The organism is Rhizobium azibense, assembly GCF_004342325.1.
Classification (GTDB): domain Bacteria; phylum Pseudomonadota; class Alphaproteobacteria; order Rhizobiales; family Rhizobiaceae; genus Rhizobium; species Rhizobium etli_B.
This window is the reverse complement of record NZ_SMBJ01000005.1, coordinates 484,919-502,235: the sequence shown is the minus strand read 5'-3', so window position 1 is coordinate 502,235 and position 17,317 is coordinate 484,919. Positions and strand designations below refer to the sequence as shown.

Genomic DNA, 17,317 nt, shown 5'->3' with positions numbered 1-17,317 from the left:
GGCTCGGTCAGATCGATCGCAGTGTCCAATCGACGATTTCGCCAGTCACCGCTGCAAATGCGCGATCGAGCGCTCTCACGTAGCCCTCGCTCGATCCGCCGCCGGCAGGAACGGCCGCACGAAAAACCTTCTGGGCGCGGACCGTACCATTACGATCGTTGAGGATGTTCGCGGAGATTTCGACGATCGCCCGGCCGCCGGCGCTGTTGTCGATCTCGAAGGAGCGGATGTCGGTCACGACCTGGTAGTCGATCGCAAGGCCCTGCCCCGGCTTGCCGACTCCACCGAGCTTGCCGGAGTTTTCGAAGGCCTCGACCAGCTTCGATTGCACGATGCGCGGCAGCCTGTCGCTCCATTGCGAACGTGACAGGTACTGGATTTCGGATGGCGAAACCCGGACAACGATCTGTTCGCCGTCCAGCGCCTTCAGCGCCGTCGGCGCCGGCACCAGGATCTGGCTTCGCTTCGCAGCCGGGCCATCAACGCTGACGGAGGCGGAAAGATCAAAGGTGTCGTTCTTGGCCGCCGTGCCGCAACCGCTCACTGCCAGCGCCATAAGCGGCAAAAGGAACGCCGTCCTTGCCAGCAATGAACGGCGTGCCAAAACATGCGATACGGCCATATTCCAATACCCCTGCTTTTCAAATATCGATGTCAACGGCGCGTCCGGCCGTCAAATTGCTTCACCGTATCGCCACCAAATATCAGCCGCTGCGGATTTTGATCGAAATTGCTGATCGCACTGTTGAGATTCTGCATGGTCCGGCGAGTATCCTCGACCAGCGACTGCACGTCGCGCAAGCCGCCGCTTGAGAATCGCCGCAGATTGTCCGCGATCGGACCGATGCGGGCGTTGAGGTTGTCCGCCATTTTCTTGAAGGATTCGAGCGTCGCGCGCACTTCGGTAAAGAGCGACTGCGAATTGTCAGTGGCGAACAGCGCGTCAAGCTTGATCAGGATGCCGTCGACGCGCGTCGACGCAGAGTTCAGCTTGTTCGCCATCTGCGAGACGTCCTGTATCGTCTGGTCGATATCCTTCTGGCGCGCCGAAACCGTATTGGCCACATCCCTGATGGAAGCGACCGCGACGCGCGCATCCTTCGTCGCCTGCGCAATATCATCGACCGACCCCTTCACCTTGGCAGGATCAATCTGCGCCACAAGGGTATCGACGCGATCGAGGGTCGTTTGCGCCTTCTTGCCGAAATCGTTGAATGTCGTCGCCGTGTCGTTAAATCTCTGGATCGCACCCTTTAGGTCGCCAGAGGCATTCGCGATATCGCGGCTCACCTTCTCAGCATTGCCGAGGATCGTATCGATCTTCTTCGCATCGACCGCACGCACCAGCGCCTCGACGGCTTCCAGCGTGGAATCGACTTTGCCGGAAACGTTTCGCACTGTTTCCGAAAGCTGCCCGACGCTCTGTAGGAACGAATCGATGTTGCCGGAATTCTTCGCCAGCGCGTCCGAGAAGCTTTCGGCATTCTGCAGGGTCTTCGTCAGCGGTCCGCGCGCGTCGCGGACAAACCCCTGAACCTCTCCAACCGCATCGTTCGCCCGATCGAGGATCCTGTCGGCCGTCGCCAGGAGGTTCGTCACGCTCGATTGATCCGCGACGATGACTGCGCGCTTGCCGGTCTCGATAGCCTTCTGCAGGATGTTCTCCTCACCCACCTTGCCGCCCGAAAGCTCGATATAGGCCGCACCGGTCAGGCCCTGGATTTCAAGGATGGCCCTGGTGGAAGGATAGATCGGTGCATCGACACGCACCTCGGTGAAAGCCAGCGAATATTGCGGGTCGTCGGCATCGATCGACAGCGACGTCACCGAACCCACCTGGATGCCGTTGAACCGCACCGGCGAGCCGACGCTGAGGCCGTTTGCCGAGCCAGGAATGCGCACGACGAGCTCCGCCATGGGACCGCTGCGTCCGTACTCGGCCATCCAGTAGACGAAGCCGAATGCGGCTGCGATCACCAGAACAGTGAAAAAGCCGACGATCGTATAGTTCGCTTTGGTTTCCATCTTTTCCGGTCACTTCCCGCGGCTGTCGCCAACTTCGGCACGGCCGGCGGCTGTTTCTTCTTGCGGCACGATCGAGCGCGCGCGCTTACCCTTGAAATAGGCCTGAACCCACGGGTCATCAAAGGCCAGCATGTCGTCGATCGTGCCCTCAACCATTACTCGCTTGTGTCCAAGCACGGCAATACGGTCGCAGACGGAAAACAGGCTGTCGAGGTCGTGGGTTACCATGTAGACGGTGAGCCCAAGCGTATCGCGCAACCGGGCGATCAGTTCGTCGAATTCCGCAGCCCCGATCGGATCGAGGCCTGATGTCGGCTCGTCCAGGAACACCAGTTCCGGATCAAGCGCCAGGGCCCGCGCAAGGGCGGCGCGCTTGATCATGCCACCGGAAAGCTCGGAGGGATACTTGTCCGCCGCATCGGCAGCAAGGCCCACAAGCCGGATCTTCAGGTGCGCCAGCTCGTCCATCAGCGATTTAGGCAGATCCAGATATTCGCGCATCGGCACCTGGATATTCTCCCTCACCGTCAGCGAGGAAAAAAGCGCGCCCTGCTGGAAAAGCACCCCGAGCCGCATATCGAGCGCGTTGCGCTGGTTTTCATCGAGCTTATCAAAGTTCTGCCCCAGGATCTCGATCGTGCCGGAGCGGCGCGGCAAAAGGCGCAAAATGGTCCGCATCAGCACCGATTTGCCGGTACCCGATGCCCCGACGAAGCCCAGGATCTCGCCGCGGTAGATATTCAGGTTCAGCTTATCGAGCACAATTTTCGAGCCGAAGCCGACGGTGACGTCCCGCGCCGAAAGCACGATGTCCCGCTCCTTTTCCTCACCCGGCTCTGACTGCTGCCCGTTCACGCTGAACCCTTAAAAATTGATCGCCGCATAGAACATGGCGAACAGCCCGTCCATGAGGATGACGACGAAGATCGACTTCACCACGGAAGCCGTCACGTGTTGGCCGAGCGATTCGGCGCTGCCTCCGACCTTAAGGCCTTCCACGGCCGCGACAATACCGATGACGAGCGCCATGAAGGGCGCCTTGATCATGCCGGAGAGCACCGTCGACAGAGTGATCGCCTCGTGCAGGCGCGACAGGAAGGTTGCGAAGGTGATGCCAGAATAGGCCCAGGCGACCGCGGCCGCGCCGAACAGCGAGGCGAAGTTCGCCAGCACCGTCAGAAGCGGGAGCGCCACCGTCAGCGCCACAAGCCGCGGGAAGATGAGCACGCCCACCGGATTGAGGCCCATGACCTTCAGCGCATCGACTTCCTCGCGCATCTTCATCGAGCCGATTTCGGCCGTGATCGCGCTGCCCGAACGGCCGGCGATCATGATTGCCGTCAATAGCACGCCGATTTCGCGGAGCTGCAGGATGCCCACGAGGTCGACGACAAAGACTTCAGCCCCGAAATAGCGGAGCTGGAAGGCACCCTGCTGCGCGATGATGGCGCCGATCAGGAACGACATCAAAAGGATGATCGGAACGGCGCGCACGCCCATGTGGTCGATCTGGTTGACGATGGATGCCGGAGAAACGCCGCTGCCACGCCCGAACTTCATCTGAGCGCCGCGCACAGCCGAGCCCAAGATATACATCGCGGCCGTGAGGTCATTCCAGAGGTCCATGGTCACCTTGCCGACCGGGGCAAAGATGCGCTGGGCGATGCCGCTTTTCATCGCTGCCTCGGTCATTTCCTCCACCGGTTTCTCGGAGAATTCCTCGATCATCTCGTCGATGTGCGGATTGGTGCCTTCAAAACGAACCTGCCGCCCGGCCGCCTCTTCCTGCAGCTTGAGCCGGCAAAGCAGCCAGACACCGGCCGTGTCGATATCCTTCACGCCCGATAGGTCGAGCGTCAGATCACCTTTTCCACGGGAAATCTTTTCGAAGTCTTGGAGGACGAGGTGGATGTTCGCGCTGCGCCAATTGCCTTCTAGATGAACGCGGCGACCTCCACCATCGGCTCGGTCGTCCACGTGCAGTGAGGCGGCTTTGCGGGTGTCGGGCTTCAAAATGCTTGTGTCTTTCAAGGCTTGCGGCGACATTGCCGACTCGCGAACAAATCGCTCACGCCCGGCGCGTCAATATACCGAAGACACGCAGAATTTCCATGCTCGCAGGATTGCAATTATGCCACGCTCGCTCGAAATCCAGACGAATTCCTTTCCCATTGCGGGAAGTTTCACGATCTCGCGTGGCGCAAAGACGTCGGCGGACGTCATCACCTGCATTCTGACGGAAACGGGCAGGCGCGGCTGGGGCGAATGCGTTCCCTACCGACGCTATGGCGAAACGATGGAAAGCGTCGCCGCTCAGATCGAAGCCGCCCGGCCACTGATCGAGAAAGGCATTTCAGGCGAAGAGCTGCTTTCTGCCATGCCGCCCGGCGCAGCGAGAAATGCTGTCGATTGCGCGATATGGGATCTCGAAGCCAAGCTCGACGGAAAGCGCGTTGCCGAACGCATTGGGCTTGCGGCCGCAAAACCGCTTACGACCGCCTACACGATCTCGCTCGGCGAGCCCGAGACGATGACAGCGCAAGCGCTCGAACATTCTGCAAGGACGCTGCTCAAGGTCAAGGTCGGCACCGGCGACGATGAGAGCCGCATACGCGCCGTGCGCGAAGCCGCGCCTGACAGCATCATCATCCTCGATGCCAACGAGGGCTGGTCCGAGGAAACGCTGGAACACCACTTGCGCATCGCCGCCGAAATGAACATCGCCCTTGTCGAGCAGCCCCTGCCCGCCGGCCGGGATGAAATGCTCGCTGGCATCGCGCGCCCGGTCCTCGTCTGTGCCGACGAGAGCGTCCATCACACCGGCGATCTTGCAAGCCTGCGCGACCGCTATGACGCGATCAACATCAAGCTCGATAAAACCGGCGGCCTGACGGAGGCACTATTGATGAAACGAGAGGCAAAGCGCCTCGGCTTCCAGATCATGCTCGGCTGCATGGTGGGCACATCGCTCGCAATGGCACCAGCCGTGCTCTTGGCGCAGGACGCGGATTTCGTTGATCTCGACGGTCCGCTGCTTCTTGCCTGCGACCGGGAATGCGGGCTGCGCTACACCGCTTCCCTTGTCTGGCCGCCTGAGGCCGGCCTTTGGGGCTGAAGGTAGGAGGCGACGAAGACCAGAGACATCCCCAGCGCCGCGACGAGCGCCATCACGTAGAAGCCCGCGAGGCCGAGCCAGGCATAGATATAGCCGGAGGCGAGCGTCATCAGGCCCATGAACATGCCATTATAGAAGAAATAGGCGCCCTGGGCCGACGATTCCTGCGTCTCCTGTACGGTTGCCACGATCCGCCTCTGCACGCCGGAATGCACGAAGGCGAAGCTGCAGGAATGGAAACATTGCAGCACTAAAAAGCCAAAGAATCCCCAGTGCACTGGGAACAGGATCCAACGGCAGATGCAGACCGCGCAGCCGATGCGGATGAGCGTCCAGGCGTTGAAGCGGCGGTTCAGATGTTTGGAGACGAAGAACACCATGACTTCGGATGCGACGCCCGCACTCCAGAGCAAAGCCACCTGCGTTCCCGAAAAGCCGAGGTGATGCCAGTAAATGGAGGCGAAAGCATAAAGTAGCGCGTGGCTCGACTGCTGGATTGCCACGCCCCAAAGCAGCACCAGCAGGTGGGGCTGCCGCAGCGAACTGCCAGTGGCAGCCGGCAGGTCGACCGGCGTTCCGCGCCGGCGCGTCGGCCCGATGCGTGGACAGTGGATCGCCATCAGCATCGTCGCGACGAAGCCGAAAATCATCACCGGCAGCACCATCGAGCCACCCCAATGGCCGATCATCTCGCCGCCGATCAGGGTCGATGCGATGAAGGCGATCGAGCCCCATACGCGCATCGAGCCGTAGTCCAGTCCCCATCGGCGAACGCCAGAAATGACGATCGATTCGACGACCGGCAGGTAGGGCGCAAAGGTCGCTCCCTGCATACTGAAAACGATCAGGACCGGCCAGAAACTAGTCGTCCAGCAGAGCGCGACCGCCGTCAACAGCGACAGTCCGCCGGACCACAACAACACGTCGGCGCGCTCCTTCATTCGATCGGCATACATCGCGACGACCGGCGCGACGAGGACGCGCACCACCATCGGCACCGCCAGGATGATGCCGATTTCATGATCGGTGAATTCGTGGAATGCGAGCCAGACTGGAAAAAAGGGAAGAACGACACCGTTTACGGTCAGCGGTGCGCAATAAGACAGGGCGCTGAGCAGCCGGAAGCGCGGCGGCGCCTCCTCGCCTGTCGGAGCATTCTGTGCGGGAATCATCGTTGGACCTGCAGGAAACCAGATGGTTGCCTATCACATCAACCCAAGGTCTACTATGGCCAGAAATAGCCTTCCGGAAACGTTGTGAAAAAAGCTGAACTACTCCGCTTACAACCCATTCGCGCAAATCCCACTCAGTCCGGGTGCGCGCAGAGTGCCATACATTTTTGAGCCAAGCGCGATGGGTCACAGTCAGCTGGTTCGCTCGCCCGTCCAATAAACAAAAGGAACATACCTGTGTGCCGATTCAAGCTTCGCCGCCTCGACGGGAATGATGCGTGGTCTTTTAGGGAGATCCGCCTGGAGGCTCTCGCGAACCATCCAGAGGCATTTGGCGCGTCATGGGAAGAAGAGCAGCGCCAATCGGAGGCCCAATTCGCTGAAAGGCTCGAGAACGGTCTTGTGATCGGAGGGTTCTTTGATGACGGAATGCTTGCCGGAACTATCGGTGTGTCAAAATCCAAAGGCATCAAGACGCAACATGTCGGATCGATCTGGGGAATGTTTGTCCGTCAAACGGCAAGACGCACAGGGCTCTCACGCCGACTGCTGAGTGCGGCCGTCGACGAAGTTGGCACGACATTGCGCTCGCTCCGGCTCAGCGTGGTTTCGTCCAACGTTGCGGCGATCCGGCTTTACAGATCCATGGGTTTTAAAGAGTGGGCCGTCGAGGTCGAAGCTTTAAAGGTGGGTGATATTTACCATGACGAGATCCTCATGCGGCTGGAACTAGGCCCATGATAACCGGCGCCACAAGCAAGCTCGCTGCATCGACTGGATTCCGTGGGATATCGCTTCAATTTCAATATTCACAAATGAGATTCAGGCGGCCTGCGGCTCGAGTTCGCTGTCGCGATGCTCGAGCGCCATCGGGATGGCCTGAGCGTCGGCAATCGTGCTCCAGGTTATGAGTTCGAACGTGCCGTCCTCGTGCTCGGCAATTGCCGTACAGCTCTCCACCCAGTCGCCGGTGTTGATATAGCGCACGCCGTCCATGTCCTCGATCACAGCATGGTGGATATGGCCGCAGATGACGCCGTCGGCGCCGTGCTTGCGGGCTTCGTCGGCCACGACGCGCTGGAACTCGCCGATGAAATTGACGGCATGCTTCACCTGCAGTTTCGCCCAGGCGGAGAAAGACCAATAGGGCATGCCCATGCGGCGGCGGATCGCGGCCAGCACGACGTTGATCTTGATCGCCGTGTCATACGCCCAGTCCCCGAGATAGGCGAGCAGGCGGGCATTTCGCACGACGACGTCGAACTCGTCCCCATGCAGGATCAGGTATTTCTTGCCGTCCGCGCCGTCATGCATCATGCGCTCGGCGACTTCGATGCCGCCGAAATGCATCCCGGGGAAATCGCGGAGGAATTCGTCGTGATTGCCAGGGATATAGACGACGCGCGTGCCCTTGCGCGCCTTGCGCAGCAGCTTCTGCACGACGTCGTTGCAGACCTGCGGCCAGTACCAGCTGCGCTTCAGCCGCCAGCCGTCGACGATGTCGCCTACCAGAAATATCGTATCGGCGTCGTGATACCGAAGAAAATCGAGGAGGAAGTCCGCCTTTGCCGCCTTCGAGCCGAGATGCACATCGGAAATGAAGAGAGTACGGAAATGTCGAATATCCATATGTCTTTCACAAGCATCTTGCCTGCGTCCCATCGTTCATCTGGCCTTCCAAAATCAGACTCGTGTTTCAGGAAGATGACAGATGCGCGAAATGGCGCATTCGCAGCGCTCGCGAGTTTTCCGCTCGGATGCGAAATTCTGACTGTCCCAGCCAGCCGATTGTTGTATGGAGAGGTCTTCAAAAGATGTGAGTGCGCAAGCGGAGACGGCAATGGATCATCAGGAAAAATCCAAGACGGAGAAAGACGAGACCGGCGGAAACCTCGACGAACAGGCGCTTTTCTTCCATCGTTATCCCCGTCCCGGCAAACTTGAAATCCAGCCGATCAAGCCACTCGGCAACCAGCGCGACCTGGCACTCGCCTATTCGCCCGGCGTCGCAGCACCATGCCTTGCGATCCGTGACAATCCGGAGACGGCGGCTGATTATACCTCGCGCGCCAATCTCGTCGCCGTCATCTCCAACGGCACAGCGGTTCTCGGCCTCGGCAATATCGGCCCGCTCGCCTCCAAGCCCGTCATGGAAGGCAAGGCCGTCCTGTTCAAGAAATTTGCAGGCATCGACGTCTTCGACGTTGAAATCGAGGCGCCCACCGTCGACCAGATGGTCTCCACCATCGCCTCGCTCGAGCCGACCTTTGGCGGCATCAATCTCGAGGACATCAAGGCGCCGGAGTGCTTCGAGGTGGAACGCCAGCTTCGCGGGAAGATGAAGATCCCGGTTTTCCATGACGACCAGCACGGCACGGCCATCATCGTCGCCGCAGCGATCCTTAACGGACTGGAGCTTGCCGGCAAGAAGATCGAGAATGTGAAAATCGTCGCCTCCGGCGCGGGTGCCGCTGCGCTTGCCTGCCTCAACCTCCTGGTGACGCTCGGCGCGAAGCGAAAAAACATCTGGGTCCACGATATCGAAGGCCTCGTCTATGAAGGCCGCACCGAACTGATGGACGAATGGAAGGCTGTCTATGCACAGAAAAGTAAGATGCGTACGCTTGCCGACAATATCGGCGGCGCCGATGTCTTCCTGGGCCTTTCGGCTGCCGGTGTCCTGAAGCCCGACCTGCTGTCACAGATGGCGGAAAAGCCGCTCATCATGGCTCTCGCCAATCCGACCCCCGAAATTATGCCTGACCTTGCGCGTGCCGCCCGCCCGGATGCGATGATCTGCACCGGCCGCTCGGATTTCCCGAACCAGGTGAACAACGTCCTCTGCTTCCCCTATATATTCCGCGGCGCGCTTGATTGCGGCGCCACAGCCATCAACGAAGAAATGAAGATGGCAGCCGTTAAGGCCATCGCGGGACTTGCCCGCGAGGAAGTATCGGATGTCGCGGCTCGCGCCTATTCCGGCGAGACGCCCGTCTTCGGCCCGAATTACCTTATTCCCTCGCCCTTCGATCCGCGTCTCATCCTGCGCATCGCCCCGGCTGTCGCCAAGGCCGCGGCCGAGACGGGCGTCGCGTCGCGGCCGATTGCCGATTTCGACGCCTACCTCGATCAGTTGAACCGGTTCGTTTGGCGTTCAGGCTTCGTCATGAAGCCGATCTTTACCAGCGCCAAGCTTTGCGAGAAGAAACGCGTCATCTTCGCGGAGGGAGAAGACGAGCGCGTCCTGCGCGCGGCCCAGGTTCTGCTGGAAGAAAAGACCGGCGAGCCGATTCTAATTGGCCGCCCCTCGGTCATCGAGGCACGCCTCAAGCGGTTCGGCATCCGCATTCGCCCGAACATCGACTTCGCCGTGGTGAACCCCGAAGATGACCCGCGCTATCGCGACTATGTCGACGACTACTTCGCGCTCGTCGGCCGTGCTGGCATCAATCCGGAAGCCGCCCGCACGATCGTGCGCACCAACAACACGGTTATCGGCGCCTTGTCGGTGAAGCGCGGCGAGGCGGATGCCCTCATCTGCGGCGTGGAAGGTCGCTTCGACCGCCACTTGAAAGACGTCGGCCAAATCATCGGCAGACGGCCGGGTGCCTGCACCTTCGCCGGCCTCAGCCTGTTGATCACCCAGAAAGGGCCGGTCTTCTTCGCCGATACTTTCGTGAACTACAATCCGACCCATGAGGAAATCGCCGAGATCGCCGTTCTCGCTGCCCAGGAGGTTCGGCGCTTCGGCATCACTCCTAAGGCTGCGCTCATCTGCCATTCGAACTTCGGCTCACGAAACTCCGAGAGCGCACGCAAGATGCGCGATGCCCTGCAGCTCGTGCGCGATCGCGCCCCGGATCTGGAGGTCGATGGTGAAATGCAAGCCGGTTCTGCACTGTCGGAAGCGCTGCGCAAGCGCGCCATGCCGGATAGTTCGCTTGCCGGCGAAGCCAACCTATTGCTCTTCCCGAACCTCGATGCCGCCAACATCTCCCTCGGCCTCGTCCGTACCATGATGGATGCGCTCCATGTCGGCCCGATTTTGCTGGGAACTGCACAACCTGCGCATATCCTGTCGACTTCGGTCACCTCGCGCGGCGTTGTCAACATGGCGGCGCTTGCCGTCGTTGAGGCTTCTCAGCCGGCGTAAGTTGTCGCCAACTGCAAAAATGCGCTACTATTGCCTCGCCAGCTTGTTAACGGAAGCGGGTGTCGCGCCGCGCTCTGGCCCGACCTTGCTGCGGATGATGCCGTGAAACGCCGAAACCTGACCCTTGCGATCCTGCTTGTCCTGGCCGCGCCTGCTGCCGCGCAGACGAATGAGATCTGCGACGACCTGCGCGGCCGCATCGCCGATCTGCCCCAAGTCATCGGCAACGGCCCCGAAGTCCGCCAATATGCGAGCGCTATCGCCGAGCAGAATCTCGAGCTTAGAAAGGTCCGCAACGACCTGCGCGGCTACGGCTGCTCGGTGGACAGCATGGTCGTGATCGGCGGCGAGAATGCGGACTTTTGCAGCGAGCTCCAGCAGTCCGAGGCGCGCATGGTCGACAACATTCGATACCTTCAGGAGCGGCGTAACGAACTGCGCGATCAGGGCGGCGCCGATTATCGCGTCCGCCGCGAGCTGATGGCGGCGCTCGAAGACAACGGCTGCAACGACGAGCTCGATTATGCGCCCGACCCGCAGGCCTATGCACCGGCGCCAAGTCCAGAAGAACAGGCGATGCGGAGCGATACCTTCATTCCGCTTGGAGAAGGCGAACAAGGCGACATCCAATACGGCGTGCCGGACGGCGAGCTCATGTCGCATGTCAGCACCATGTGCGTGCGCACCTGCGACGGCGGCTTCTTCCCGATCACAACGAATGCAACGTCGATCGATTTCAACCGCGACGCAGCGACGTGTTCGAGAATGTGCCCGGGTATCGAGACGGAGCTTTTCTATCAAGACATCTCGAATACCGATGCCGCAAACATGATCTCGGCCTCGACCGGTGCGCCCTACAGCGCCATGCCGAATGCCTTTGCCTACAAGAACCGCGCGCCCGGCGAAAAGTCCTCCTGTTTGTGCAATCTCAGCGCCTATTACGAGAACATGCGCAAGAATCAATCGATCAGCGAACCGCCGACGAAAGGCTCGATCACCAGTATCAAGACGAAGCCGCCATCGGGCGCCGCCTCCACGCCTGCCCGCCAGCCGCAGGTGCCGGACCGCCCCTATGACCCGGCGAACAGTAAAGTCCGCCAGGTCGGTCCGCAGTTCCTCGCTGGCGATCAGGGTGCGATCGATCTCAAGAACCCCGCAACGCCCGGACCGCAGCCCCAGCAGAACTGACGCGTCGTTACTGGCTTCCCCATCGGTCGCAGAACACCAGGTCTTTCAGCGGCAGGCGCTGGCGCCAGCCTTTCACGGCAAGTTCCGGCGCTGTGTAAAGCTGATCGACATAACCCACACAAAGCCAGGCGACGATTTCGATCCGCTCTGGAATGCCGAGCAATTCCCGAATATCCGCATCGTGGAAGATGCTAACCCAGCCGACCCCGATGCCTTCGGCCCGGGCAGCAAGCCACAGGTTCTGCACGGCGCAGACTGTCGAATAGACATCCGTACGCCGATTGTGGGTGCGGCCGATGACTACCGGCCCTGCCCTGTCGGGATCGCAGGTGACGCAGATGCTGAGCGGCGCCTTCCGGATGCCTTCGAGCTTCAGGCTTGTGTACATATCCCGCCGCTCCTCTTCAAACATGTCGGCCGCTTCCCTGTTGGCGCGCGAAAACGCCTGCCAGGCGGCCTGGCGCACCTTCGGATCGCGGATCACGATGAAATTCCAGGGCTGCATGAAACCGACCGAGGGCGCGGCATGCGCCGCCCCCAGCAGCCGCGACACCAGATCGTCAGGCAGGGGATCGGGCAGAAACTGATCGCGCACGTCGCGGCGCGTTTCGATGGCTCTATAGACCGCGGCCCGGTCATCGTCGGAAAAATGGCCGGCCGGCACCAGGGAGCGGGCAAAAGGTTCAAGTTGCATCGTCAAATCCCCAACAATGCTTCAGCACCCGCGCACAGGCGCGCGAAGCGTCAAAACTTCGCCGCCGTCCACGCGGTTCGGTCTATCTTGTCAGGCCGGTCTTCTGACTTGGCGTCACCCGCTTGCCGCGGCCTTCCCGGCAGATGCCAGTGGCCATTGTTGCAGAAAGCGTCAGCCTCACAGCGTTGGGCACGTTCCGGTCCTTCACCGGATTCCCGATTCTCCTGCTGGATGCAGGCACCTGACGCAGTCTCTATCGTCCGAGTCGGCGGCTCGTTCAAGTCCCGGGGAAATAACGCACATAGGCAAATTCGTCACCATCAGGTGACCAGCAGGGTACATTGATCGTTCCCTGTCCGCCGAAGAGCTCGAACAGCGTGGTCAGGTTGCCGCCGTCTATGTCCATCAGCCGCAACCGCACATCGAGGTCGCGCGGATGATCGAAGACCTCCGGATCGTAGGAAAGGATCAGCACCTTGTCGTTCTTCGGCGAAGGATGCGCAAACCAGTTGCCATAATTGTCGAATGTCACCTGTTCCAGGCCGGTTCCATCCGGATGGATGCGCCAGATCTGCATGAGACCGGTGCGGCTGGAGTTGAAGTAGATCCATCTCCCGTCAGACGAATAATCCGGCCCGTCGTTTCGACCCTCGCCATGCGTCAGCCGTTTTTCGGGGCCACCATCGACGGAGATCGTATAAATGTCGAAGAGGTCGTCGCGAATGCCGCAATAGGCGAGCTCCCTGCCGTTCGGTGACCAACCGTGCCAATAGGAGGGCAGATTTTCGGTGATCAGCCGCGGCGTCCCGCCAGCCGCCGGCAGAATATAGATCGCCGACTTGCCGAATTCGGTCTTGTCGGAAATGACGATTTGCGTCCCGTCCGGCGAAATGCCGTGATCGTTATTACACTGCGTTGCAAAATCCGTATCGACCTGTTGGAGGCCGCCGGTACCGTCCGGCCGCAGCCGGTAAAGCAACCCGTCGCCATTCAACAGCACATAGCCGCCATCGGGCGAAAAATTCGGCGCCTCGATCAGCTTTTCCGTCTGGACGACAATCCGGCTTTCGCCGGTGCGAATATTGTAGATCTCGACCGAACTGCGCATGCATACTCCCGGATCTTGGGTTACCGGTCGCGGAACCGGTTGGTAATCGGGTAGCGGCGATCGCGCCCAAAGTTCTTCTTGGTTATCTTGACGCCCGGAGCCGATTGGCGGCGTTTGTATTCGGCGAGATAGAGCAAATGCTCGACGCGGTGGACGGTCGCCACATCATGCCCGCGCGCGAGGATCTCCTCGACCGCCATCTCCTTCTCGACGAGGCATTCGAGGATGTCGTCCAGAACCGGATAAGGCGGCAGCGAATCCTGGTCCGTCTGGTCCGGGCGAAGTTCGGCGGACGGCGCCTTGTCGATGATGTTCTGCGGGATCACCTTGCCGGACGGCCCCAGCGCGTCCGGCGGCACATGACTGTTGCGCCAGCGCGACAGCGCATAGACCTGCATCTTGTAGAGGTCCTTGATCGGATTGAACCCGCCGTTCATATCGCCGTAGAGCGTCGCATATCCAACCGACATTTCCGATTTGTTGCCGGTCGTGACAACCATCGAGCCGAACTTGTTGGAGATTGCCATCAGGATCGTGCCGCGCGCACGGCTTTGCAGGTTCTCCTCGGTAATGCCGCTATCGGTTCCTTCGAACAGCCGTGAGAGCGCCGAAGTGAAGCCGTTCACCGGGTCCTCGATCGGCACGATGTCGTAACGACAGCCGAGCGCCTTGGCGCAATCGGCGGCATCCTTCAGCGAATCGGTTGACGTGTAGCGATACGGCAGCATCACCGTTCGAACGCGCTCCTCGCCCAGAGCATCGACGGCGATCGCCGCGCAGAGCGCCGAGTCGATACCGCCGGAGAGACCAAGGACGACATTCTTGAATCCATTCTTGTTCACATAATCACGGAAACCGACCAGGCAGGCGCGATAGTCGGCCTCGTCGGGCTCGGGAATCCGAGACATGGGGCCTTCGCTGCAGCGCCAACCATGTTCGCCGCGCTTCCAGGTCGTCACCGCCAGCGCCGTTTCGAACTGGCTCATCTGAAAGGCCAGCGTCCTGTCGCCATTGAAGGCGAAACTCCCACCGTCGAAGACGAGTTCGTCCTGGCCGCCGAGTTGATTGGCAAAGACGAGCGGTAGGCCGGTTTCGATCACCTGCTTGAGCGCCACCTGATGGCGCACGTCGACCTTGCCGCGATAATAGGGCGAACCGTTCGGCACGAGCAGGATTTCGGCGCCACTTTCGGCAAGTGTCTCGCAGACGTCGAGATCGTTCCAGATCTCTTCGCAGATCGGCACGCCGATCCGCACACCGCGGAAATTCACCGGCCCCGGCATCGACCCTTCGGAAAAGACGCGCTTCTCGTCGAACTCGCCGTAGTTCGGGAGGTCGATCTTGTCACGCAGCACCAGGATCTGGCCGCCGTCGAGAACTGCAACCGAGTTGTGCCGCCCGGTCTTTCCCTGCCGCGGAAAGCCGACGATGACGCCGGGGCCGCCGTCTGCGGTATCGGCCGCGAGGTCCTCGACCGCCTTCAGGCAGGCCCTTAGGAAGGCCGGTTTCAGCACGAGGTCTTCCGGCGGATAACCGGAAATGAAAAGCTCCGTCAGAAGCAGCAGATCCGCGCCCTGGCGGGCCGCATCGGTGCGTGCCTCACGAGCTTTGGCGAGGTTTCCGGCGACATCGCCGACTGTCGGGTTCAACTGGGCAACGGCAATCCGGAGCGTATTCAAAGGAGCGTTTTCCTGTGTCATGTCATCCATTTAGCGCGGGTCGCCCGCCTCTTCAATTGCCCGTTCCATGAAAAGACGCCGGGTATGGCGGGCGAAAAACTCAAACCCTTGGGAAAAGCCGGCGCCCCGCAAGGTTCATCTAGCGTTCATGACGGACATGTGACACTTCGGTGAAAATTTTATGACATCGGAGCATACCGTTGATTGCGTTGATAATGAAGTCTCTACCCTCGAGCAAAGCAGCACTGCTTTCCGCCGGTTTCGGGTCGAGTTTAAAGTCTCCGGCAGCGCGCGCGGCAATCGGCATCCTGTTTTCGTTTTCCCTCGCTTTCCTCAGCGTCGTCGCTGTCGAATGGATTGCGCGCGGCACCTTGACCGATGTGGGCGAGTTCCTGACATCGACGGTCAGGCCCGGCATGACGACCGTCGCCATGCTGGCGATCGTGATGTTGACCCTCGATGCCGTATTTGGCCGGCGCCACCAGTCGGCATTTGTATTGATCCCGCTTTTTCTGGTTCCTGCCTTTGTCTCCAATCAGAAGCAGCACTTTCTCTCCGACCCCTTCTATCCGTCCGACATACTCTTTACTCGTCAGATCATGGAGCTGCTGCCGGTCATGGTGCGAGACAGGCCGTTGACCGCCGCAACGCTTCTCGTCGGCATCGTGCTTTTCGCCTCAGGCATCGTTTTCGCATGGCGTTATGCATGGCAGAACTTTCCCAAGCTCTCGCGCCAGGCACGCCTGCGCCACCTCTGCCTTGGGCTGCCGGTGATAGCGGCCTTCGCCTCGCTCATGGACTATTCGCAATATTCCTACGTTCGCGACCGCCTGCAGGTCGTACCGATGATGTGGGACCAGAAGGAAAACTACCGCAGCAACGGTTTCATACTGGCCTTCCTCTTCAACATCCCGATGGCCGACGTCGCAGCGCCCGCCGGTCTCAACGCCGATGCGCTCGACGCGATTCCCTCGCGCAACTACGGCTATCTGACGGGCCCGAAAGAAAAGCCGGACATCATTATGCTGATGAGCGAGTCCTTTTGGGATCCGACGAGGTTGAAAAATCTCTCGTTCAGCGCCGATCCGATGCCGAACGTCCGCGCCGCGCAGTCCGGATACGTCTTCTCGCCGGAATTCGGCGGCATGACCGCCAATGTCGAATTTGAGGCACTGACCGGATTTTCGAACGCCTTCCTGCCTTACGGCAGCATTCCTTACCAGCAATATGTCCGCAGCGACGTGCCCTCGCTTGCCACCTTCTTCCGCGGCGAAGGCTATATCGCCCGCGCCTTGCACCCCTTCAGTGGCTGGTTCTGGAACCGCAACCAGGTCTACAAGGATTTCGGTTTCGAGGAGTTCCGGACCGAAGAAACGATGCCGCCGATGGAAAAGCGCGGCATCTTCGCCTCCGACGATTCCCTGACGAAGGAGATCATGCGCGAGGGCGACGGCCTCGATAAGCCATTCTTCTTCTTCGCCGTCACCTTGCAGGGACATGGTCCCTACGAGCCGTATCGCTATGCACGCAACACGATTGGCATCCGCGGCAACATTCCAGAGGCCGATCGTGCGACGCTTGCGACCTATGCGCAGGGCGTGAAGGAAGCTGACGACAGTCTCAAGATGCTGATGAATTGGGCCTCGAAGCGCGAGCGCGAAACGATCATCGTGCTCTGGGGCGATCACCTGCCGCCGCTCGGCAACGTCTATATGAGCGCCGGCTACATGGCGGACCAGGTGGCCACCCGCAGGGCGCCGCTCGACGTAATGAAGCGCGAGCATGAAACGCCGCTGGTCATCTGGTCGAACAAGAAAGGGGTGAAGCAGAACGTCGGCACGATCAGCCCGTCGCTGATCTCCTACAACCTCCTCAAGTTCGCCGGTTTCGAGCATCCCTTCTACACCGGCTTCCTCGGCCGCGTGCAGAAGAAATACGACATCATCGACCGTTACCAACTGGCGGCGCGCAACAAGAATGTGACGCCGGACTGGTTGCGCGACCGGAAAAAACTCGACCCCCTTGTGCGTGATTACGGCTACCTGCAGCACGACATCATGTTCGGCAAAGCGCGGACGCTGGAGCGCTTTTTCCCAAAGCACGACCTGCTCGCCGAGGGCCACCTGAGCCATTGAGTGCAGTCGGCGGCTCCGTTGCACATGTAACTCGAAGATCGCATGACG

The 17,317-nt window shown here is 60.3% G+C and carries 14 protein-coding genes and 1 riboswitch; of the genes, 5 read left to right on the top strand and 9 right to left on the bottom strand.

Annotated elements, in window-relative coordinates; translation table 11 throughout:
- Positions 1 to 7: 7 nt before the first annotated feature.
- Genes EV130_RS15685 through EV130_RS15670 form a run of 4 tightly spaced genes read right to left on the bottom strand, consistent with a single transcriptional unit; the run spans position 8 to position 4,056 of the window.
- Positions 8 to 622 (bottom strand): ABC-type transport auxiliary lipoprotein family protein, encoded by a 615-nt coding sequence (locus EV130_RS15685; protein ID WP_074061428.1) that lies wholly within the window; start codon positions 620 to 622, stop codon positions 8 to 10.
- A 32-nt stretch (positions 623 to 654) separates the two neighbouring features.
- On the bottom strand, positions 655 to 2,025 hold the full coding sequence (locus tag EV130_RS15680) for an MlaD family protein (RefSeq protein WP_132660760.1): 1,371 nt from the start codon (positions 2,023 to 2,025) through the stop codon (positions 655 to 657).
- A gap of 9 nt (positions 2,026 to 2,034) precedes the next feature.
- Positions 2,035 to 2,880, bottom strand: a complete 846-nt coding sequence (locus tag EV130_RS15675) for an ABC transporter ATP-binding protein (RefSeq protein WP_132660758.1) — start codon at positions 2,878 to 2,880, stop codon at positions 2,035 to 2,037.
- 9 nt (positions 2,881 to 2,889) lie between these two features.
- Complete coding sequence (locus EV130_RS15670; RefSeq protein ID WP_245520060.1) at positions 2,890 to 4,056, bottom strand: ABC transporter permease; 1,167 nt, start codon at positions 4,054 to 4,056, stop codon at positions 2,890 to 2,892.
- 100 nt (positions 4,057 to 4,156) lie between these two features.
- Between EV130_RS15670 and dgcA the strand changes: the two genes are divergently transcribed.
- Entirely contained in the window at positions 4,157 to 5,140 is a 984-nt protein-coding gene (gene dgcA, locus EV130_RS15665) for an N-acetyl-D-Glu racemase DgcA (protein WP_132660754.1), read from the top strand.
- On the opposite strand, the gene EV130_RS15660 is transcribed toward dgcA, so the two are convergent.
- Positions 5,092 to 6,312 carry an MFS transporter gene (locus EV130_RS15660; RefSeq protein WP_074061432.1) on the bottom strand — a complete coding sequence of 407 codons (1,221 nt, stop codon included), beginning with the start codon at positions 6,310 to 6,312 and terminating at the stop codon, positions 5,092 to 5,094. The genes dgcA and EV130_RS15660 overlap by 49 nt on opposite strands.
- Before the next feature lie 237 nt (positions 6,313 to 6,549).
- Between EV130_RS15660 and EV130_RS15655 the strand changes: the two genes are divergently transcribed.
- Positions 6,550 to 7,053, top strand: a complete 504-nt coding sequence (locus tag EV130_RS15655; protein WP_165918530.1) for a GNAT family N-acetyltransferase — start codon at positions 6,550 to 6,552, stop codon at positions 7,051 to 7,053.
- Between the two features lie 81 nt (positions 7,054 to 7,134).
- On the opposite strand, the gene EV130_RS15650 is transcribed toward EV130_RS15655, so the two are convergent.
- A complete protein-coding gene (locus tag EV130_RS15650) occupies positions 7,135 to 7,941 on the bottom strand; it encodes a UDP-2,3-diacylglucosamine diphosphatase (protein ID WP_132550105.1) in 807 nt (268 codons plus the stop codon).
- Between the two features lie 211 nt (positions 7,942 to 8,152).
- Between EV130_RS15650 and EV130_RS15645 the strand changes: the two genes are divergently transcribed.
- Positions 8,153 to 10,465 carry an NADP-dependent malic enzyme gene (locus EV130_RS15645; protein WP_074061434.1) on the top strand — a complete coding sequence of 771 codons (2,313 nt, stop codon included), beginning with the start codon at positions 8,153 to 8,155 and terminating at the stop codon, positions 10,463 to 10,465.
- A gap of 102 nt (positions 10,466 to 10,567) precedes the next feature.
- A complete protein-coding gene (locus tag EV130_RS15640) occupies positions 10,568 to 11,653 on the top strand; it encodes a DUF2865 domain-containing protein (RefSeq protein ID WP_074063183.1) in 1,086 nt (361 codons plus the stop codon).
- Positions 11,654 to 11,660: 7 nt separating this feature from the next.
- On the opposite strand, the gene bluB is transcribed toward EV130_RS15640, so the two are convergent.
- The 3 genes from bluB to EV130_RS15625 form a co-directional block, all read right to left on the bottom strand.
- Positions 11,661 to 12,347, bottom strand: coding sequence for a 5,6-dimethylbenzimidazole synthase (gene bluB / locus EV130_RS15635; protein ID WP_132660750.1), 687 nt, complete (start codon positions 12,345 to 12,347; stop codon positions 11,661 to 11,663).
- Positions 12,348 to 12,423: 76 nt separating this feature from the next.
- Positions 12,424 to 12,607, bottom strand: a riboswitch (cobalamin riboswitch).
- Between the two features lie 17 nt (positions 12,608 to 12,624).
- The gene (locus tag EV130_RS15630) at positions 12,625 to 13,455 is read right to left on the bottom strand and encodes a TolB family protein (RefSeq protein ID WP_074061436.1); all 831 of its coding nucleotides are present in this window, start codon (positions 13,453 to 13,455) and stop codon (positions 12,625 to 12,627) included.
- 20 nt (positions 13,456 to 13,475) lie between these two features.
- Positions 13,476 to 15,155 carry an NAD+ synthase gene (locus EV130_RS15625; RefSeq protein ID WP_074063184.1) on the bottom strand — a complete coding sequence of 560 codons (1,680 nt, stop codon included), beginning with the start codon at positions 15,153 to 15,155 and terminating at the stop codon, positions 13,476 to 13,478.
- Between the two features lie 194 nt (positions 15,156 to 15,349).
- Here EV130_RS15625 and EV130_RS15620 point away from each other — a divergent pair, with 194 nt between their 5' ends.
- Positions 15,350 to 17,269 (top strand): LTA synthase family protein, encoded by a 1,920-nt coding sequence (locus tag EV130_RS15620; RefSeq protein WP_132550568.1) that lies wholly within the window; start codon positions 15,350 to 15,352, stop codon positions 17,267 to 17,269.
- The last annotated feature ends 48 nt before the right edge of the window (positions 17,270 to 17,317 follow it).